The sequence below is a fragment of the Parerythrobacter lutipelagi genome, from assembly GCF_005434975.1.
In the GTDB taxonomy this organism is placed as follows: Bacteria; Pseudomonadota; Alphaproteobacteria; order Sphingomonadales; family Sphingomonadaceae; genus Parerythrobacter_A; species Parerythrobacter_A lutipelagi.
The window spans coordinates 1,371,917-1,388,698 of sequence record NZ_SKCJ01000001.1; the positions used below are offsets into that span (position 1 = coordinate 1,371,917).

The following is a 16,782-nucleotide window of genomic DNA, read 5'->3' on the forward strand; positions in this document are numbered from 1 at the left end:
GCAAAACGCCTGCCGTCAGCGCCCCAACAGGTTGCGTGCCTGGCTGGCAATCTGCGCCAGCATGGCGGGGGTGACCGGTGTGCTGGCCTGCGCACGACCGATCATCCCGCGGAACTGGCGGATTGCCGCGGTGTGCTCTTCCGCCCAGTTGGCAACGGCACCCAGCGGATCCTGTTTCGCGCCCTTGCGGCGTGATATCCGGCGCAGGTAATCCAGCCGCATCTGCTGGAAATCGCGCGACAGGCCGGCGACGAGCAATCGCTCCCACACGTCCGACGGGTTCATCATGGCCGCAGTGCTTTGAGCCCAGTCGAGGCCCAGCCGATCGCCCAGGTCAGTGAATGCTGCGGTCAGTTTGCGCGCATCGATTTCCGCCAGCTTGGATAGCCATGCGAGGCCGATTGCGCCGTCCAGATCGTACAGATTTGCCACTTTGGCGGCGAGCTTTTCCGGTGCGCCGGTCGCGGTCAGTTCAGCAATCAACTGATCGGATTGCTGGCGCGAAGCCATGGTCAGCAATTCATCCGTACCGGTCGAAAGCTGCGTGACGCGTTTCGAAAGACCGGCAATCATCTCGCTTGGCAGCGTTACGCTGGCTCCGACCCGGATCAGGTCGGACATCTGGCTGCGCAGCGCGCCAGCAGTATGGCGGAACAGCAGCAGACGTGCCTCTTCCGGCATTTTCGCTTTTTCCAGTTCAGCCCATAACTCACTCACATTGAACAGCTTTTCTGCCGCAACGAAAGATGCGCAAATGTCTGCGAGCCCGACGCCCTCTTCTTCCGAAAGTTCGAATGGATGGATCAGTCCCATGCGATTGATGAATAGATTGGCAAGCGAGGTGGCAATGATCTCGCGGCGAAGCTGGTGCCCTTCGATCTCTCGCTTGAATGTCTTGCGCATGTCCGACGGGAAATAGCGGACCAGCAGATCGGTCAGGCTCGGGTCGTCGGGCAGTGCGGTCTTCTCGATCGCTTCCTGCAGGACCAGCTTGGTCGAGGACAGCAGCACCGCGAGTTCCGGCCGGGTCAGGCCATACCCTTCGCCAGCGCGGCGGGAGAGATGATCGCCCGAGGCAAGACCCTCTGTCTGGCGGTCGAGTGCACCGCGCTCTTCCAAAGTGTCGATCAAGTGCAGTTGCGCCGCCACGGCAGGGGCACCGCCGGCCTCGGCAATCGACAGGGCGAGCGCTTGCAGCCGATTATCTTCCAGCACCAGATGCGCGACCTCGTCGGTCATCGATTCGAGCAGCGCGATGCGCTTCTTCTCGGAAAGTTTGCCACCGCGTTTCGCCGCCGCGAGCGCAATCTTGATGTTCACTTCGTTGTCCGAGCAATTCACACCGGCAGCGTTGTCGATGAAATCGGTGTTGATCCGCCCGCCCGAACCGTTGGCGCTGAGCGCAAACTCAATCCGTCCAGCCTGCGTTATGCCGAGGTTTGCGCCTTCACCGATTACTTTTGCCCGCACGTCGCAGCCATTGATGCGCAGCGCGTCGTTTGCGGGATCGCCGACCTGAACGTTGTTCTCGTTCGCAGCTTTGATGTAAGTGCCGATACCGCCGAACCAGATAAGATCGACCGGTGCCTTGAGGATCGCCGCAATCAGCGCATCAGGCTCTAGCTCCTTGTCTTCGATGGCGAGCATCTTGCGTACCGCTGCAGAGACCGGAATGCTCTTCATGGTGCGGGAGAAAACACCGCCGCCGCGCGAGATCAGCTTCGGGTCGTAATCTTCCCAGCTTGAACGTGGCAGCTCGAACACGCGCTTGCGCTCTTTCCAGCTGGCGGCCGGATCGGGATCCGGGTCCAGAAAGATATGCCGGTGGTCGAATGCGGCCTTCAGGCGGATCGCCTTCGACAGCAGCATCCCATTGCCGAAGACGTCGCCCGACATGTCGCCACAGCCCACGACATCGACCGGATCGCTCTGCACGTCGACGCCCATTTCGAGGAAATGCCGCTGGACGCAGACCCATGCGCCCTTGGCGGTGATTCCCATCGCCTTGTGGTCGTATCCGTTGGAGCCACCGCTTGCGAATGCGTCGTCGAGCCAGAAATCGCGGGTCTGCGCAATGCCATTGGCGACATCTGAAAACCGCGCTGTGCCCTTGTCGGCTGCAACCACGAAGTAAGGATCCTCGCCATCGCGAATGACCACCTTATCGGGGTGCACGACCTGATCACCGACATAATTGTCTGTAATCGACAGCAGCGTGCGGATGAACACTTCGTAGCTTGCCTGCCCTTCGGCGGCCCAACCGTCGCGGTCGATCGCCGGATTGGGCAATTGCTTGGGATAAAACCCGCCCTTCGCGCCGGTCGGGACAATCACCGCGTTCTTGACCCGCTGGGCCTTCATCAGGCCAAGGATTTCCGTGCGGAAGTCGTCGCGCCGGTCGGACCAGCGCAAGCCGCCGCGAGCAACCGGGCCAGCGCGCAGATGGATGCCCTCGACCCGCCGCGAATAGACAAATATTTCACGCCATGGGATTGGCTTGGGCAGGTTGGGGACGAGTTTCGAATCGATCTTGAACGCCAAAGCCTCGGTCGCCGCCGGGGCAAATGCATTCGTGCGCAGGATGGCCCCGATTACCGCATGGTACAGACGCAGAAGCCGGTCGTCATTGATTGCTGTGACTTTTGCCAGGCCGGTTTTCACCTGAGCATTCGCTGACTTGGCAGCGGCGTCCCGGTCGCCTTCGAAATCCGGATCGTGCAGCGCATGAAACAGGTCGATCAATGCCGCGGTCACGACCGGTGCCCGGCTCAGCGCATCGACCACCGTATAGATTGTAAAACCCATGCCGGTCTGACGCAGGTACCGATAAAATGCGCGGAGCCACTCCGCTTCGGAAGCTGCCAGGCCGGTGCCGAGGACAAGCCGGTTGAACGGATCATTCTCGGCTTCATGGTTGAGAACTGCGGCAATTGCCCTCTCAATCACATCCGCTCGTTCAAGCAGGGCGTCGGCATCGTCACCCGCAGGCAGGCCGACAGTAAAATCGTGGATCGTACCGAGACGCTGTTCGTCGAGCGGTGTCGGGAATTCCTGCATCACGGTAAAGCCGAAATTCTCCAGCGCAGGCACGGCATCGGACAGCGGCAACGCGCCTTCGTGTTCGTAGATTTTCAGGCGCAGCGTGCCTTCGCGGTCGCCAGCGCGACGGAACAGTCTTGCGTCGCGCTTGAGCGGCGGACGATCCATGCGGTCGGCGTCGATTGCCATGAGGTGCCGCATCCGGCCGATGTCTCTCGCGGCCTCATCCGCTCCGTATTCGGCGCGATAGGCGCTCGGGAATGCGTCGGCATAGCGGCTGGCAATGGCAGCGGCGCGGCCTGCGTCTTCGGTCTTGGCCAGCTCGTGCTCGACCTCTTCGGTCCAGCCGCGCAGCATCGACTGCAACTGGTGTTCGATTGCTTTCTCGTCATGCTTGCTGACGCCAAAGCGAAGATCGAGGACGAAGCGCAACATGGCCAGGTTGCCGCCTTCGACCGTAAGGCTCCAGTCCAGCAGGGCCGCGCTGGTCGAATCCTCCAGCAGCATCTGGATCTGAGTGCGCAGCTGAGTCGAAAGCGTGTCTCGCGGTAGCCAGACGAACGCGAACAGATGCCGAGCGAGCGGTGCTTCGACCAGCGACAGCCGGGGGCGCGGCCGATCGACCAGGCTCATCATGGTCGTTGCCACGCGCTCGATATCGCTCTTGCCAAAGCCAATGACGAGATCGTGCGGCAAAGTGGTCATGGCATGCACCAGGGCTTTTCCGGCATGCCCGCCGGCATCGAACCCGAACTTGTCCATCAGGCCGTCAAGGCTCTTGCGCAAGCCCGGAATGTCTGCCGGCGAGGCGGCCAGAGCGGCACTCGTCCAGACCCCGGCATGGACCGATATGGCTGTCACCTTCCCCCCTTGCAGGACGGGTATGAGGAACAGGTCCAGCGGGACGCGGCGGTGCACATTCGAAACGATGTTTGCCTTGATCACCAGCGGGACGCGGGTGTCGCGCAGCTTTGGATCGTCAAACCATGCAAAGGCTCGTTCGAACGATGCGTCAGCGAGAATTTGCTTGGCACTTTTACGGCAGATGCCCAGCTTGCCGGTCTGAGATCCGTCGCGATGGCGGGTAACGTGGCCGAGCTGCGTCAGCATCCCGCCTTCGAGCCATTTGAGCAGCGCGGAGCCTTCCTGATCCTGAATGCGTTCAGCATCTTTCAGCATCGCGGCGCGCATCTCGGACCAGTCGGTCACGGCTGCCCTTACGTCCGCCAGCGTCGTGCGAAGCGCGCTTTCAAGCGCTCTTCTTTCGCGCGCATCGACACGCGCGGTCTCGATATAGATCATTGATTCGCGCGTGCAGCCGCCGACATTCCCCGCGCAAATTTCCCGCAGCAAACCGTCGCCGGTTCGCTTTACCGGCAAGACAGGGTGGACCAGCCGGTCGATTGCCAAACCCTGGCTGGCTATGGTTGCCGCAACAGAATCGACCAGAAATGGCATGTCGTCATTGACTATGGCAATGCGGGTGTAACGTTTTTCGTCACTGGCAGAGGCCACAGCCATCGCCGAACGCTGCGCATCGCGCCGTGCTGCCGTATCGAGGACGAAGCGAGCGGCCTGTTCGAACCTGTCCTTGGCGAACGGTGTATCGCCGGGCAAAAGCGATGCATCCATATGCCTGGAAAGTGCTTCGACCATCGCGCCGTCACCGGCGAGCCGTCGTTGCGGTTGACGGGAAGAGGCGGCCTTTTTCGCACCCATCGCGCATGCTCCGTAAGGGGTCGGCCCCTTGTTATTATGTTGCCACACTGTGCAGCTATGCTGCGCGCGTTAGGCCTATTGTCTCCCGGCTGCAAGCGCAGCCAGCGTCTTGCCTAGCAGAGCTTTCAGCTCTCGCGTAGAGCTAGATTTGCGCGACCGCTTCGATTGTCAGTTCGAGCGACCGGATGCGGTCCATCGGGTCGTAGCTGGATCCGGCGACGATGATCTCATCCGCCCGCGTGCGCGCGCTGAACGCTGCGATCTTTTGCCTGACCGTTGCCACCGAGCCGACGGCGCTTGCCTGGCCGATATGATCGAGCATGGCGCGTGCCGTGGGAGGCAACGTTTCCCGATAGCCTTGGACCGGTGGCGGCAGTTTGCCCGGGCTCCCTGTCCGCAAGCGAACGAAAGCCTGCAATTGCGAGGAAGCGATCAGCTCGGCCTGTTCGTCGCTGTCCGCTGCGACGACCTGCATAGCCGCCATGACGTATGGTTTGTCGAAGGCTTCGGATGGCTGGAAGTCGCGCCGATACATCGCCAGAGCGGCATCGAGGTGGTCGGGCGCGAAATGCGACGCGAAGGCATAGGGCAGGCCAAGCTTGGCCGCGAGCTGGGCGCCGAACAGGCTCGAACCCAGCATCCAGAATTCCGGTTTTGCGCCGAGGCCCGGCGTCGGGTGGATTTCTGCATCCCCGCGCATCAGCGCCATCAGCTCGATCACATCATGCGGGAACATTTCTGCGGCTCGGTGCAAATCCTTGCGCAGGGCGCGTTGCAATTCCGGCCCGGCGCCCGGAGCGCGCCCGAGCCCGAGATCGACCCGGCCGGGAAACAGGGCATCGAGCGTGCCGAATTGCTCGGCAATCTGGAACGGGGTGTGATTGGGCAGCATGATCCCGCCCGAGCCGATCCGGATGGTCGAAGTGGCATTGCCCAGGTGAGCCAGAACCACGGAGGTGGCGCCGCCGGCGATCCCTTCCATTGCGTGGTGTTCCGCGACCCAGAACCGCGCATATCCGGCATCTTCTGCGGTCTTCGCCAGCATGGTCGCCGCGCTGAGGGCCTCGGCAACCGTGCCGCCTTCGCGCACCGGGACGAGATCGAGAACCGATAGGGTGATACTCACTGGGGCGAAGCTTCCATTTCATCCAGCTGCGCCAGATATTGCCGGGCGGTCTGGGCCCGCGCACCGGCATGCGGCTGCGCGGCAACCGATTCGAAACTGGCGCGGGCAGCAGCCAGTCGGCCGGAAAGCGCGGCGATGACTCCGGCTTCGAGCCCGACCTCCGGGTCGATCGCGTCAAGGTCGGCCGCCTGCTCGATAAAGCTTTGCGCATCGTCCAGCTGGCCATTGCGGCGCGCGAGCGTCGCTGACAGCAGCCAGATTCGATATTCGCCCGGCGAGCGTTCGCGCGCAGCGGCAAGCGTTGCCGCTGCCGCAGACTGATCGCCTGCCGCAACTTCGACAATCGCCTGATCGGCAGCGATCTGGCCGGCGGTGACGGGATCACCTGCCAGTATGGCATCATCGATAGCGTCGCGAAATACCGCGCGCGCTTCGATGATGCGCCCGGCTTCGACGAGCGCGTGCGCGCGCTGCGTGCCGATTCGCGCCTGCCAATCGGATTTTCCCTGAGCCAGGTCGCGCGCTTTCAGGAAACTCGCAGCCGCTTCGTTCCACTGGCGCAATTCGGCCTGCGCCATCGCCGCGCATTGCAGCGCGGCAATCTGTTCGTCCCCGGAAGTCACCCCGGCCTGACGGACGGCCAGTTCGAACACTTCGATTGCCGATGCTCCATTGGCGAGCGGACAGCTGGCCGGCACAGCTCGCAGATCAGGGCGGTTCGCCTGGATTTCCACCTCTTCGCGCGGCGAGCGCGGGATCGTATTGGCAATCGAATCCGGATCGGGATTGGGCCCAACCTGAAGAAGGGCGGCGAAGATCAGCGGGGAAAGCATTCAAACTCCGGAAGGTCAGCCTGTGTTGTGCAGCAGATTTTCGATCAGACGCAACAACAGGGCAATATCTTGTTCGCGGGACAGACGGTGGTCGCCGTCTTTGACCAAAGTGACCTGTACATTGTCCGAACGGAGCGCGTCAGCAAGCCGCATGGTGATATCCCACGGCACATCGGCATCGCGCTGGCCGTGCAGCAGACTGACCGGACAATCGATATCAATCGAGTCGGCGAGCAACAGATTGGCTTGCCCGTCGCCAAAGAATGCGGGGTGCATCGGCGTCGGGTCGGGGCCGTAGGGATTCTCGTCGTACACAGTCTCGCCGTTGCGCAATTTGGCTTTGTCTTCCGCGCTGCGCCCCCAATCGGTGAAGTCCGGGGCGGAAGCGATGCCCATTACTCCGGCGAGTTTGGGCCCAAGCTTGAGGCCGACAGCCAGCATCAACCAGCCGCCCATCGACGACCCGACAACGACCACCCGGTCGAGGTTCAGCTGTTCGACCAGCGCCAGCACTTCGTTGCGCCAACGGGTCAACGTGCCATTGGCGAATTCGCCCTCGCTACGGCCGCAGCCCGAGTAATCGAGCAGCAGGCAGGGGCGCCCCGATTGGCGGCACCATTCGAACAGTGCGGTCGCCTTGCCGCCGTCCATGTCGGACATATAGCCCGGAAGGAAGACTAGCGCAGGGCCTGCACCGGGCGTGAACCGATAGGCGATGCGCCGCCCGTCGGGCATGTCGTGGAATGCGATCTCTTTCATGCGTCGGGCTTGTCACCCATCATGACGGCAGAGGCAAGCAGGGGCAGCAATCCGCTCAGTACAATTGCGGCACATGGTGCGGCACTTCGTGATCGCTCTCTTGCGGTCCGCCATGGCAGGCAGAAAGCGTGATAAACAACAGGAAAGCCAGCAATCGCATGATGCGCCTCCTTATCAGTTCCACTGGAAAATGTCTTCAATTCTGAGCGAGAAAACATCCGCGATCTTGAATGCCAGCGGTAGAGACGGATCGTATTTGCCGGTTTCGATGGCGTTGACGCTCTGGCGCGATACGCCGAGATGATCGGCCAGATCCTGCTGGCTCCAATCGTTCTCGGCGCGCAGCACCTTGAGGCGGTTTTTCATGCATCGCCTCCTGTCATGCTGCACCCCAGGTGCCGTATTGGATGCGGTTCATCACCGCTCCAACGAACAGGCCGAAGAACCAAACGACGGCCCACCAATACGCATCCAAATGGACGACGATGTCAGCGGTTTCGAGAAAACCCCAAACCGAAGCTGCGCTCATAGCAAAGCCGGTTGCGATCAAGGCCTGGCGGATGACGAGCATGCGGATGAACTCATCCTGCTCCTCGATAATCAAGCGGCCGACCGCCCAGAAAACCCCCACGATTGCGAGGCCCGGCAATGTCGCCAGTACAACCCTGACCGGTTCCGTCAGCTCGTATTGCTTCTCGCCAAATGTCATCGCCGCCAGAGCAATCAGATAGAGTGACGTCGAAATGGCCACTCGCTTCATATAGCGCTTCTGGGCTTCTCCCTTGGCAAAGCACCCTGGGCCGCCCGAATCGATTCGGCGAGTGGCCGCCTTCATCATCGGCCAGACAAGGCCGAGAGGCGCAACCATGAGTATGAGCGCGGTGACGGAATTGATCGCGTCGGTCGAAGCCAGCGCGATGATTATCGCATAGGCAAAGAGGATGAGCCCGGCATAGAAGAACGGACTGCGCCCGCCTCCGTTCGTTTCGGTCTTCCCGGCCATCATGCGGCTCCGCAGGAACTGCGTTCGCCGCGCAGCGCCCATGGCAGAAACACCATCATTGCCAGCGGCGAATATTGTGCAGCCGTTTCAGGCAGAACTCCAACAACGGCCGCAAGTGCCACGAGGATCATGGCGGCAGCAAGAATGAGCGATCTTTGGATGGTGGTCATGGTCAATGGTCCCTTTCCTTATGTCAAGCATCATTTACACATGGTATCTCCAATGTCAATGTCCCTTTACAAAAAGATTGGGAGCCTTGCTGAGAGTCTTAGGCCAACGGCACTTCCCTCCGCAATTTTTGCGGCGTAACGAGATTGCATGGAAACCCGCACACCTTCTGCCGCTTTTGCGCTGTCGCGCCGCAACCTGTTCCAGCTTGGCATCGTCGGTGGGGCGCTCGCCGCCGCCCCGCTGGCCGCCAAATATCCGCTCGGCTTCACCCATGGTGTGGCGAGCGGTGAACCGGGGCCGTCGAGTGTGCTCCTGTGGTCGCGCTACGCGGCGGGCCAGCCGACCACGCTGCGCTGGGAGGTTTCGCAGGACGATTCATTTCGCAAGGTTGTAGCGGGCGGTACGGTGCTGGCGACGCCGGATCATGACTGGTGCGTCAAACAGGTCGCAGAAAATCTTGAGCCCGACAGCTGGTACTATTTCCGGTTCATCGCGCCCGATGGGTCGACATCCTGCACCGGCAGCACCCGGACCTTGCCGGTTGGATCGGTCGACAGCTTCCGGATGGCGGTGGTTGGCTGTTCGAACAAGGGATTCGGCTGGTTCAACGCCTACGCGCATATTGCCGAGCAAGGCGATTTCGACCTGGTGCTGCACACCGGCGACTATCTCTATGAATATCCCGTCGGCACTTATCCATCGGCCGCCGAAGCGCTCGCCGGACGAAAGCTCGACCCCGCGCACGAGATTATTGCGCTGGCAGATTACCGGGCGCGCTACGCCAATTACCGCACCGACCCGGATCTGCAGCGGCTGCATCAGCTCTATCCGATGCTGCATGTGCCGGACGATCATGAAAGCGCCAATGACAGCTATGCGCTGGGCGCGGAGAACCACGATCCGGCCACCGAAGGACCATGGGAAGCGCGCAAGCGTGCGGCGATCCGCGCGCGTCTGGAATGGCTGCCGGTGTCCGATGATCCCTGGGCGGCCTATGAAATCGGCGATCTTGCCACGCTTTTCCGCCTTGAAACCCGCCTGACTGCCCGAACCAAACCGTTCGATCTCGGCCAGATCATGCGCCGTGGTGGCGGCGATCCGGCGCGCACCATCGCCGCTCTTGAAGCTTTCCGCGATGGCGAGTGGCGCGATCCGTCACACACGTTGATGGGCGAGATTCAGGAAGACTGGCTTGCCAAAGGATTTGAGACATCGCGCCGCTCGGGCAAGACATGGCAGGTCTTGCTGCAGCAGGTGATCATGGCAAACCTGCGAAGTTCTGGCGACATCGCAGAGGGCATGACCGACGCCGTGCCGGATTATCTGCGCCAGCGGATTCGCGCGGGCGTGCTCAACAGCAAGGTCGGGCTGCCGTTCAATATGGACGCATGGGACGGCTATCCGGCAGCACGCGAACGGTTGCTGCAATCGGCACAGGAAGCCGATGCCAATCTGATCGTGCTCGCGGGCGACAGCCACAATGCCTGGGCGTCGGAGCTGGATAACGCCGGAGCTGCTGCGGGGATCGAGTTCGCGGGTCACTCCGTCAGCTCGCCCGGCTTCGAAGGTTACCTTGGGTGGGTCCCACCAGAAAAACTGGCGGCGCAATCGGTGGCTGAGAACCCGCAATTGAAATGGGCGGAAACCGGCCACCGCGGCTATATGGCGATCGAGCTCACGCCGCAGCGCGCGACCGCCGAGTATCGGTTCCTCGAAACAGTCCGCAGCCGAACGACAGCTCTGGCCGGCACGAAACGGATAACATCTTCTGCCGGTAGCCAAGCGCTCGACATCTGATCGGCGCCACTTGTGGTCAAAACGGAACCGATCGTCTCTTACTTCGTTGATTTTGCAACAAAGGAGTAGACAATGATTGGCAAGGTATTTGGCGCCCTGGTGGGCGGACGACTGGCAAAGGAAACAACGAAGATCGGCGGGACCACGGGTGCTGCGATCGGCGCTGCCGTGCCGTTCGTGATCAGCCGCATGAGCATCCCGGCGATGATCGCGATGGGTGTCGGCGGCTACGTGGTGAAAAAGTATTTCGACAAAAAGGAACCGCAACAGGCCACGACAACCGATATGGAACCGTCGCAGCCTGCTTCGATCCCGCAACCGACCGCGGCATAAACTGGCCGATCGATGCAACAGGGGCTCCGCCGAACAGGCGCGGGCCCCTTTTTCGTGCGCGATTGAAAATTAACCCGGGTTCGCTACATTCCAGCCATGCAAGACGCTGTTCGCTCCGCAACGACTAGCCTCACTACTCCCGGGTTCCGGGGGCGGTCGGACGTGCGTTAAGCCAGCCGATCGCTGCCCGGGATCGGGCGGCGAGCGGCGAAGCTGCCCGGTTAAATCCCCAAACTCACTCGTCGCCCCTTTCGGCGCGCGCCCGCTTGTGCAAAAGGCCCGCGCATAGATGCAGGACGTTTGAGACATGACGGAACTACTGAAAATCAGTCTGCCCGATGGTTCGGTGCGCGAAGTGGAGCCGGGCAGTACGCCGGCAGATGTCGCAGCTGCGATCGGACCAGGCCTGGCCAAAGCTGCCATCGCAGCGCGGATCGACGGCGAGCTGCGCGATATCAATCGCCCGTTCGATGGCGATGCCGAGTTAGCGCTGGTGACGAGCCGTGACGAGGACGACGCGCTGGAACTGGCGCGTCACGACTTCGCGCACGTCCTGGCAGAGGCAGTGCAGTCACTCTTCCCCGGGACGCAGATCACGTTCGGTCCGGCAACGGACGACGGGTTCTACTATGACGTCAAGGCGCCCGAGGGTCGTGAGCCCTTCAGCATGGACGACCTGCCGGCCATCGAAGAAGAGATGCGGCGGATCATCAAGGCGGACAAACCCTTGCGCCGCGAGGTCTGGAGCCGCCAGCAGCTGATCGACAAGTGGGACGCCGAGGGTGAAAGCTTCAAGGCAGAATGGGCCAGGGAACTGCCCGAAGGTGAAGAGCTGACGGTCTACCGGTCAGGTGAAGACTGGCTCGACATGTGCCGCGGTCCGCACCTCGCCAGCACAGGCAAGCTCGATCCGCAGGCGTTCAAGCTGATGCGCGTGGCCGGGGCTTACTGGCGCGGCGACCAGCGCAATGCGCAGCTGACGCGGATCTACGGCACCGGCTGGCTCAACAAGAAGCAGCTCAACCAGCACCTGATGCGGCTGGAAGAGGCGGCCAAGCGCGACCATCGCAAGCTGGGCCGCGAAATGGACCTGTTCCACTTGCAGGAAGAGGCGCACGGCAGCGTCTTCTGGCACCCCAACGGCTATCTCATCTGGCGCGAGCTGGAGGCTTATATGCGGCGCAAGATGGACCGCGCCGGCTATCAGGAGATCAAGACCCCGCAGCTGATGGATGTGCGCCAATGGACCCAGTCCGGCCATTGGGGAAAATATGCGGAAAACATGTTCGCGGTGCCCGACATCGTTCCGGATGTGGACGAGCAGGGCGAAGCGGCTGCAGCGCCCAGAGTTGCCGACGATGCCGACTGGATGGCGCTGAAACCGATGAACTGTCCCGCGCATGTGCTGGTGTTCAAGCAAGGCATCACTTCGTATCGCGACCTGCCGATCCGGCTGGGTGAAATGGGCTGCTGTCACCGCAACGAACCGCACGGCGCGCTCCACGGGATCATGCGTGTGCGCCAGTTCACGCAGGACGATGCGCATATCTTCTGCACGGAAAATCAGGTCGTCGAAGAAGTGCGCAAATTCTGCGAGCTGGTTGACGAAGTCTATTCGGACTTCGGCTTCAGCTATCAGGTGAAGCTCGCGCTGCGTCCGGACAAGCGCTTCGGCTCTGACGAAATGTGGGACAAGGCCGAGCAGGAACTGCGTGACGCCGTGGCCGAAGCGGGCATGGCGAACGACGATTTCGGTTGGGAAGAACTGCCCGGCGAAGGCGCTTTCTATGCGCCCAAGCTCGAATGGCACCTGACCGACGCGATCGGCCGCACGTGGCAGGTTGGTACGATCCAGGGTGATCGGGTGCTGCCCGAACGGCTTGACGCGACCTATGTCGGCGAAGACGGGGACAAACACCGTCCGGTCATGCTCCACCGTGCAATTTTCGGCACGTTCGAGCGCTTTATCGGCGTGTTGATCGAGCACTATGCCGGTCGATTGCCCGTCTGGCTCGCTCCGGTGCAGGCTGTCGTCGCAACGATCGTTTCCGATGCCGACGACTATGCCTCTGAAGCTGTTGCAAAGCTCGAAGCCGCAGGCATCCGGGTCGACAGCGACCTGCGCAACGAGAAGATCAACTACAAGGTCCGCGAACACTCGGTGGCCAAAGTCCCGCACTTGCTCGTCGTCGGCATGCGCGAAGCGGAAGAAGGCACCGTCGCAGTGCGCACGCTCGGTGAGAAAGAACAGCGCGTGATGAGCCTCGATGATGCGATCGCGATGCTCACGGATGCCGCCACTCCGCCCGACCTGCGCGCCGGATAGAGCGTGGAGATCCTTGCGGGCTTCACCGCCCTACAGATCGGCGCGGCGGTGTTGGCGACATTCGTCTCCGCTTTCGTTCGCGGCCTCGCGGGATTTGGCATGGCGATACTGCTGGTCCCGATCCTCGCGCTTGCTCTGACGCCGATCGAGGCGGTCTTGCTGACCAATGTCCTCGCGTTCCTGATCGGCTTCAGCGAGATCCGGACCATTTTGCGAGAAGCCGAGCAATCGGCACTTGTGATCGGCGCCTTGGTCCTCGTCGCGACAGCGCCGGGGTTGATTGCGCTTGCGGCGACACCTGAAAACCTCGCCCGCTTCCTGATCGCCCTCGTCGCACTGTCAGCGTTCGGGGCGATCCTGCTGCCTCAGCGCGCCGCGGCCCAGCCGGGCCCTTTCGCCACCGGCGCGGTCGGCATCTCAAGCGGTCTGCTGACCGGATTTGCCGGAATGCCGGGGCCGCCGGTGGTGCCGTATTATGTCGGGCGATCCATTCCCCGGATAACCGCCAAGGCATCCATGCTGCTGATCTTCACCATCGCGGCCTTCGCCGGGCTGGGCTCGGGCGTCGCTATCGGTGTGATGGAATGGCGCTTGCTGGTCTTCGGCCTGCTGTTGTTCCCGGCGGTGCTGATCGGCAATTGGCTGGGGGCAAAAGCATTCGGCAAAGTCAGCGACGGCCTGTGGCGCGGCTTCGTCGCTTTTACTCTCGCGGCCGCAGCCCTTGCTGCACTGGCGAAGCTCTTACAGAGTTAGGACAGGAAACGCCTGGCCTGCGAACATCAGGGCGGCAGCGCAAAAAGTGACGATTGCGGCGCGCAATGCATCGTGCGCCTGCGATTGATTGCGGATGATGGTTACGGCCTTGCTCATGCGCCGATCCTGGCGGGCAACATGCTAAGGAAGTCTTAAAGCGAAGGCATTTGCTGGCTGGCGCAATGAAATCCGCCGCCGCCTGCCAGCACGGCATCGGCCGGCAGTCCGATAGTCGCCCGATCCGGAAAAAGTTCGGCCACCGCCGCCACGCCGTCTTCGTCATGGACCGATCCAAAGGTCGGCACCACCACCAGATGGCTGGTGATCGCGAAATTCACATAGCTCGCCGGTTCGATCATATCGCCGCGTGTGATCAGGCCGGGCGAGGGTATTTCCGACAGTTCAAGGCCGTAGGCCTGGATGCGCCGCTTGGCATCGGCATAGACCTCTGCATTGGGATCGTCTGGCCCTGTGGCTTGCGGGAGGCACAAGCGCCCCGGACCAACGAAGCGCGCGAGGTTGTCGACATGCCCGTCGGTGTGATCGTTCACCAATCCGTCGCCCAGCCACAGGACCCGCTCGAAGGCCAGATCGCGCGCCAGTCGCTGTTCGATATCGCGGCGCGACAATTCGGGGTTGCGGTTGGGATTGAGCAGGCATTGCTCTGTCGTAACGACAATGCCTGTCCCGTCGCCGTCGATTGCCCCGCCTTCGAGAACCCAGTCGCTTTCGGTCACAGGTAGCCCGGCATCGCGCGCCAGCTCGGCGCCGATGGTCTGGTCGCCCTGCATCAGATATTTGCCGCCCCAACCGTTGAAGCGGCAGCGCAAGGCCGAACCGTCAGCCCGTACCAATGGCCCGGTGTCGCGCAGCCAGATATCGCCATAACCGCGAATTTCCAGTCTGACAGAGGCGGATGTCAGGTCACGCGCCCGCGCCTCATTGGCCGCATCGCGCACCAGCAGGCGAACTTCTTGCCCGCTTTCGGCAACCGCATTGGCGAAAGCCGCGATCTGCTCCTGCGCGCGCGCTAGATAACCCGGCCATTCGTCCGCGTCATGCGGGAAACCGATCCACAACCAGTCCTGCTGTGCCCATTCGGGGGGCATGGTAATGGCCATGGATCGGTCTTCCGGTGCCTTTTGGCCAGCGGGCCTCAGCAGCCTTCGCCAGCCTCGCAACTGGCGTCGCGGGTCGCTTTGAATTCGTCGCCCTCGTTCCAGTTCGGCCAGCTTTCGCTCATCGCGAGCATACGCCCGATGCGATAGAACAGTTGCAGGTCCTGCATCACGCCGGACCAGTCCCAGCTCTCGTCGAACTCGTCTTTGGGGCCGTGATAGCGGTTTTCGCGATATTCAGTGCCTAGTGCAGCGCCCGCTTCTCGCCCGCCTTCGACAAGATCTTCCCCGCCATCGACATACAACATCGGCACGCCCTGCTTGGCAAAAGCGAAGTGATCCGAACGGTAATAGTATCCAGCTTCGGGGTTGGGGTTGGGGGTTGGCGTACGGCCATCCGTTTCCAGTGCCTTGTTGAGGAAAGCATCCAGTTGCGATTTGCCGGGTCCGACCACGGTCACGTCCTTGGACGGGCCGCCGACGAGAAACGCATCCATATTGATTCCGCCTACAGTCTGGCTGAGCGGAAACACCGGATTCGATGCGTAGTAATAGGCGCCGAGCAGGCCGGACTCTTCAGCCGTCACCGCCAGAAAGACGAGGCTTCGGTCCGGTGCGCCTGCCTTGCCATGCGCTTCTGCCAGCGCAACCAGAGCGGCCGTGCCGGTGGCGTTGTCGACCGCGCCATTGCAGATGTCATCGCCATCGGGTGCGGCCGTGCAGCGGCCCAGGTGATCCCAGTGCGCCGTGTGGATGACATACTCGTCAGGCCGGGTTTTGCCCTTGAGGACACCGATCACGTTCTGCGATTCGAATGTCCTGATGTCGTTGCGGAAACTGGTTGCGGCTTTCAGCCCCAATGCGACAGGCTTGAAACCCTTGCTCTTCGCAGCGGTGCTGAGGGCTGACAGGTCCTGTCCGGCCGCCTTGAAAATCTGTTCGGCGACGGGCTTCTGGATCCAGCCGTTCATGACCGTCAGCGGGGCGGCGTTCTCGCCGCGCTGGGCATAGGCCTGCGGCCCGCTCCACGAACTTTCGACCACATTCCAGCCATAGGACGCGGGTTCGGTCTCGTGGATGATGAGCGCGCCTGCGGCACCTTGGCGCGCGGCTTCTTCGTATTTGTAGGTCCAGCGGCCATAATAGGTCATCGCCTTGCCATTGAACGGACCTTCGAGACTTTCAGTGCCGAAATCGGGGTCGTTGACGAGGATGACCGCGGTCTTCCCCTTCATGTCGAGACCTTCGTAGTCATTCCATTCGCGTTCGGGCGCGTTGATCCCGTATCCGACAAAGACGAGTTCGCTGTCTTCGAGGCTCGTCTGGACGTCCTCACGATAGGAAACGCCGACCCAGTCTTTCCTGCTCTCGAAAGACAGTTCGGTGTTGTCACCGGTGACCGTGAGCGGTGCGAAATCCTTGCCGGTAATCTCGACCAGCGGCACTTTCTGCGTCCACGACCCGTTATTGCCTGGTTCCAGACCGGCCGCTGCGAATTTCTCCGTCAGCAGCGCAACCGTCTTTGTCTCGCCTTCGGTGCCGGGCATCCGGCCTTCGAATTCGTCGGACGACAATTCACGCGTGATATCGATCATGGTCGCTTCTGAGATATCGCCGTCTTCGACCTCGGGTACATCGAGTGATGCGTCTGCGCCGCTGCCGGCGTCGCCGCTGAGGTTGCATGCGCCAAGCGTCAAAGCGCCAGCTGCTGCGAGTATTGTGCGGATCATGGAAATTCCCTCGTCCCTTCAGGATCTGTGATGCCCCTCCATTGCAAAGCGGCGGCTTCCTCGCAAGCGCAATGC

Annotated in this window: 14 protein-coding genes; 4 read left to right on the forward strand and 10 right to left on the reverse strand. The window is 61.8% G+C overall.

Going from position 1 to position 16,782, the window contains the following annotated elements:
• Window positions 1–15 precede the first annotated feature (15 nt).
• From E0502_RS06860 to E0502_RS15070, 7 genes are all read right to left on the reverse strand, one after another.
• On the reverse strand, window positions 16–4,758 hold the full coding sequence (locus tag E0502_RS06860) for an NAD-glutamate dehydrogenase (RefSeq protein WP_137677155.1): 4,743 nt from the start codon (window positions 4,756–4,758) through the stop codon (window positions 16–18).
• A 142-nt stretch (window positions 4,759–4,900) separates the two neighbouring features.
• Window positions 4,901–5,878, reverse strand: a complete 978-nt coding sequence (locus tag E0502_RS06865; protein WP_137677572.1) for an LLM class flavin-dependent oxidoreductase — start codon at window positions 5,876–5,878, stop codon at window positions 4,901–4,903.
• A 2-nt stretch (window positions 5,879–5,880) separates the two neighbouring features.
• Window positions 5,881–6,717, reverse strand: a complete 837-nt coding sequence (locus E0502_RS06870) for a tetratricopeptide repeat protein (RefSeq protein ID WP_137677156.1) — start codon at window positions 6,715–6,717, stop codon at window positions 5,881–5,883.
• Between the two features lie 15 nt (window positions 6,718–6,732).
• Entirely contained in the window at window positions 6,733–7,476 is a 744-nt protein-coding gene (locus E0502_RS06875) for an alpha/beta fold hydrolase (RefSeq protein WP_137677157.1), read from the reverse strand.
• Between the two features lie 174 nt (window positions 7,477–7,650).
• A complete protein-coding gene (locus E0502_RS06880; RefSeq protein ID WP_137677158.1) occupies window positions 7,651–7,842 on the reverse strand; it encodes a helix-turn-helix transcriptional regulator in 192 nt (63 codons plus the stop codon).
• A gap of 13 nt (window positions 7,843–7,855) precedes the next feature.
• Window positions 7,856–8,479 (reverse strand): hypothetical protein, encoded by a 624-nt coding sequence (locus E0502_RS06885; RefSeq protein ID WP_137677159.1) that lies wholly within the window; start codon window positions 8,477–8,479, stop codon window positions 7,856–7,858.
• The gene (locus tag E0502_RS15070) at window positions 8,479–8,649 is read right to left on the reverse strand and encodes a hypothetical protein (protein ID WP_161593719.1); all 171 of its coding nucleotides are present in this window, start codon (window positions 8,647–8,649) and stop codon (window positions 8,479–8,481) included. Before E0502_RS15070 ends, E0502_RS06885 begins: the two co-directional genes overlap by 1 nt.
• A gap of 148 nt (window positions 8,650–8,797) precedes the next feature.
• Here E0502_RS15070 and E0502_RS06890 point away from each other — a divergent pair, with 148 nt between their 5' ends.
• The 4 genes from E0502_RS06890 to E0502_RS06905 all read left to right on the forward strand — a co-directional run bounded on the left by E0502_RS06890 (window position 8,798) and on the right by E0502_RS06905 (window position 13,859).
• A complete protein-coding gene (locus E0502_RS06890) occupies window positions 8,798–10,447 on the forward strand; it encodes an alkaline phosphatase D family protein (RefSeq protein WP_137677160.1) in 1,650 nt (549 codons plus the stop codon).
• 72 nt (window positions 10,448–10,519) lie between these two features.
• A complete protein-coding gene (locus tag E0502_RS06895) occupies window positions 10,520–10,780 on the forward strand; it encodes a hypothetical protein (protein ID WP_137677161.1) in 261 nt (86 codons plus the stop codon).
• A gap of 307 nt (window positions 10,781–11,087) precedes the next feature.
• Window positions 11,088–13,106 (forward strand): threonine--tRNA ligase, encoded by a 2,019-nt coding sequence (thrS, locus tag E0502_RS06900; RefSeq protein WP_137677162.1) that lies wholly within the window; start codon window positions 11,088–11,090, stop codon window positions 13,104–13,106.
• A 3-nt stretch (window positions 13,107–13,109) separates the two neighbouring features.
• Window positions 13,110–13,859 (forward strand): sulfite exporter TauE/SafE family protein, encoded by a 750-nt coding sequence (locus tag E0502_RS06905; RefSeq protein ID WP_137677163.1) that lies wholly within the window; start codon window positions 13,110–13,112, stop codon window positions 13,857–13,859.
• Here the strand turns inward: E0502_RS06905 and E0502_RS15395 are convergent.
• The 3 genes from E0502_RS15395 to E0502_RS06915 are packed head-to-tail and all read right to left on the reverse strand — an operon-like array spanning window position 13,848 to window position 16,707.
• Window positions 13,848–13,976, reverse strand: coding sequence for a hypothetical protein (locus E0502_RS15395; RefSeq protein WP_275668351.1), 129 nt, complete (start codon window positions 13,974–13,976; stop codon window positions 13,848–13,850). The genes E0502_RS06905 and E0502_RS15395 overlap by 12 nt on opposite strands.
• A gap of 35 nt (window positions 13,977–14,011) precedes the next feature.
• Complete coding sequence (locus tag E0502_RS06910; RefSeq protein ID WP_137677164.1) at window positions 14,012–14,980, reverse strand: agmatine deiminase family protein; 969 nt, start codon at window positions 14,978–14,980, stop codon at window positions 14,012–14,014.
• Between the two features lie 35 nt (window positions 14,981–15,015).
• Window positions 15,016–16,707, reverse strand: a complete 1,692-nt coding sequence (locus E0502_RS06915; protein WP_137677165.1) for a M28 family metallopeptidase — start codon at window positions 16,705–16,707, stop codon at window positions 15,016–15,018.
• Between the last annotated feature and the right edge of the window lie 75 nt (window positions 16,708–16,782).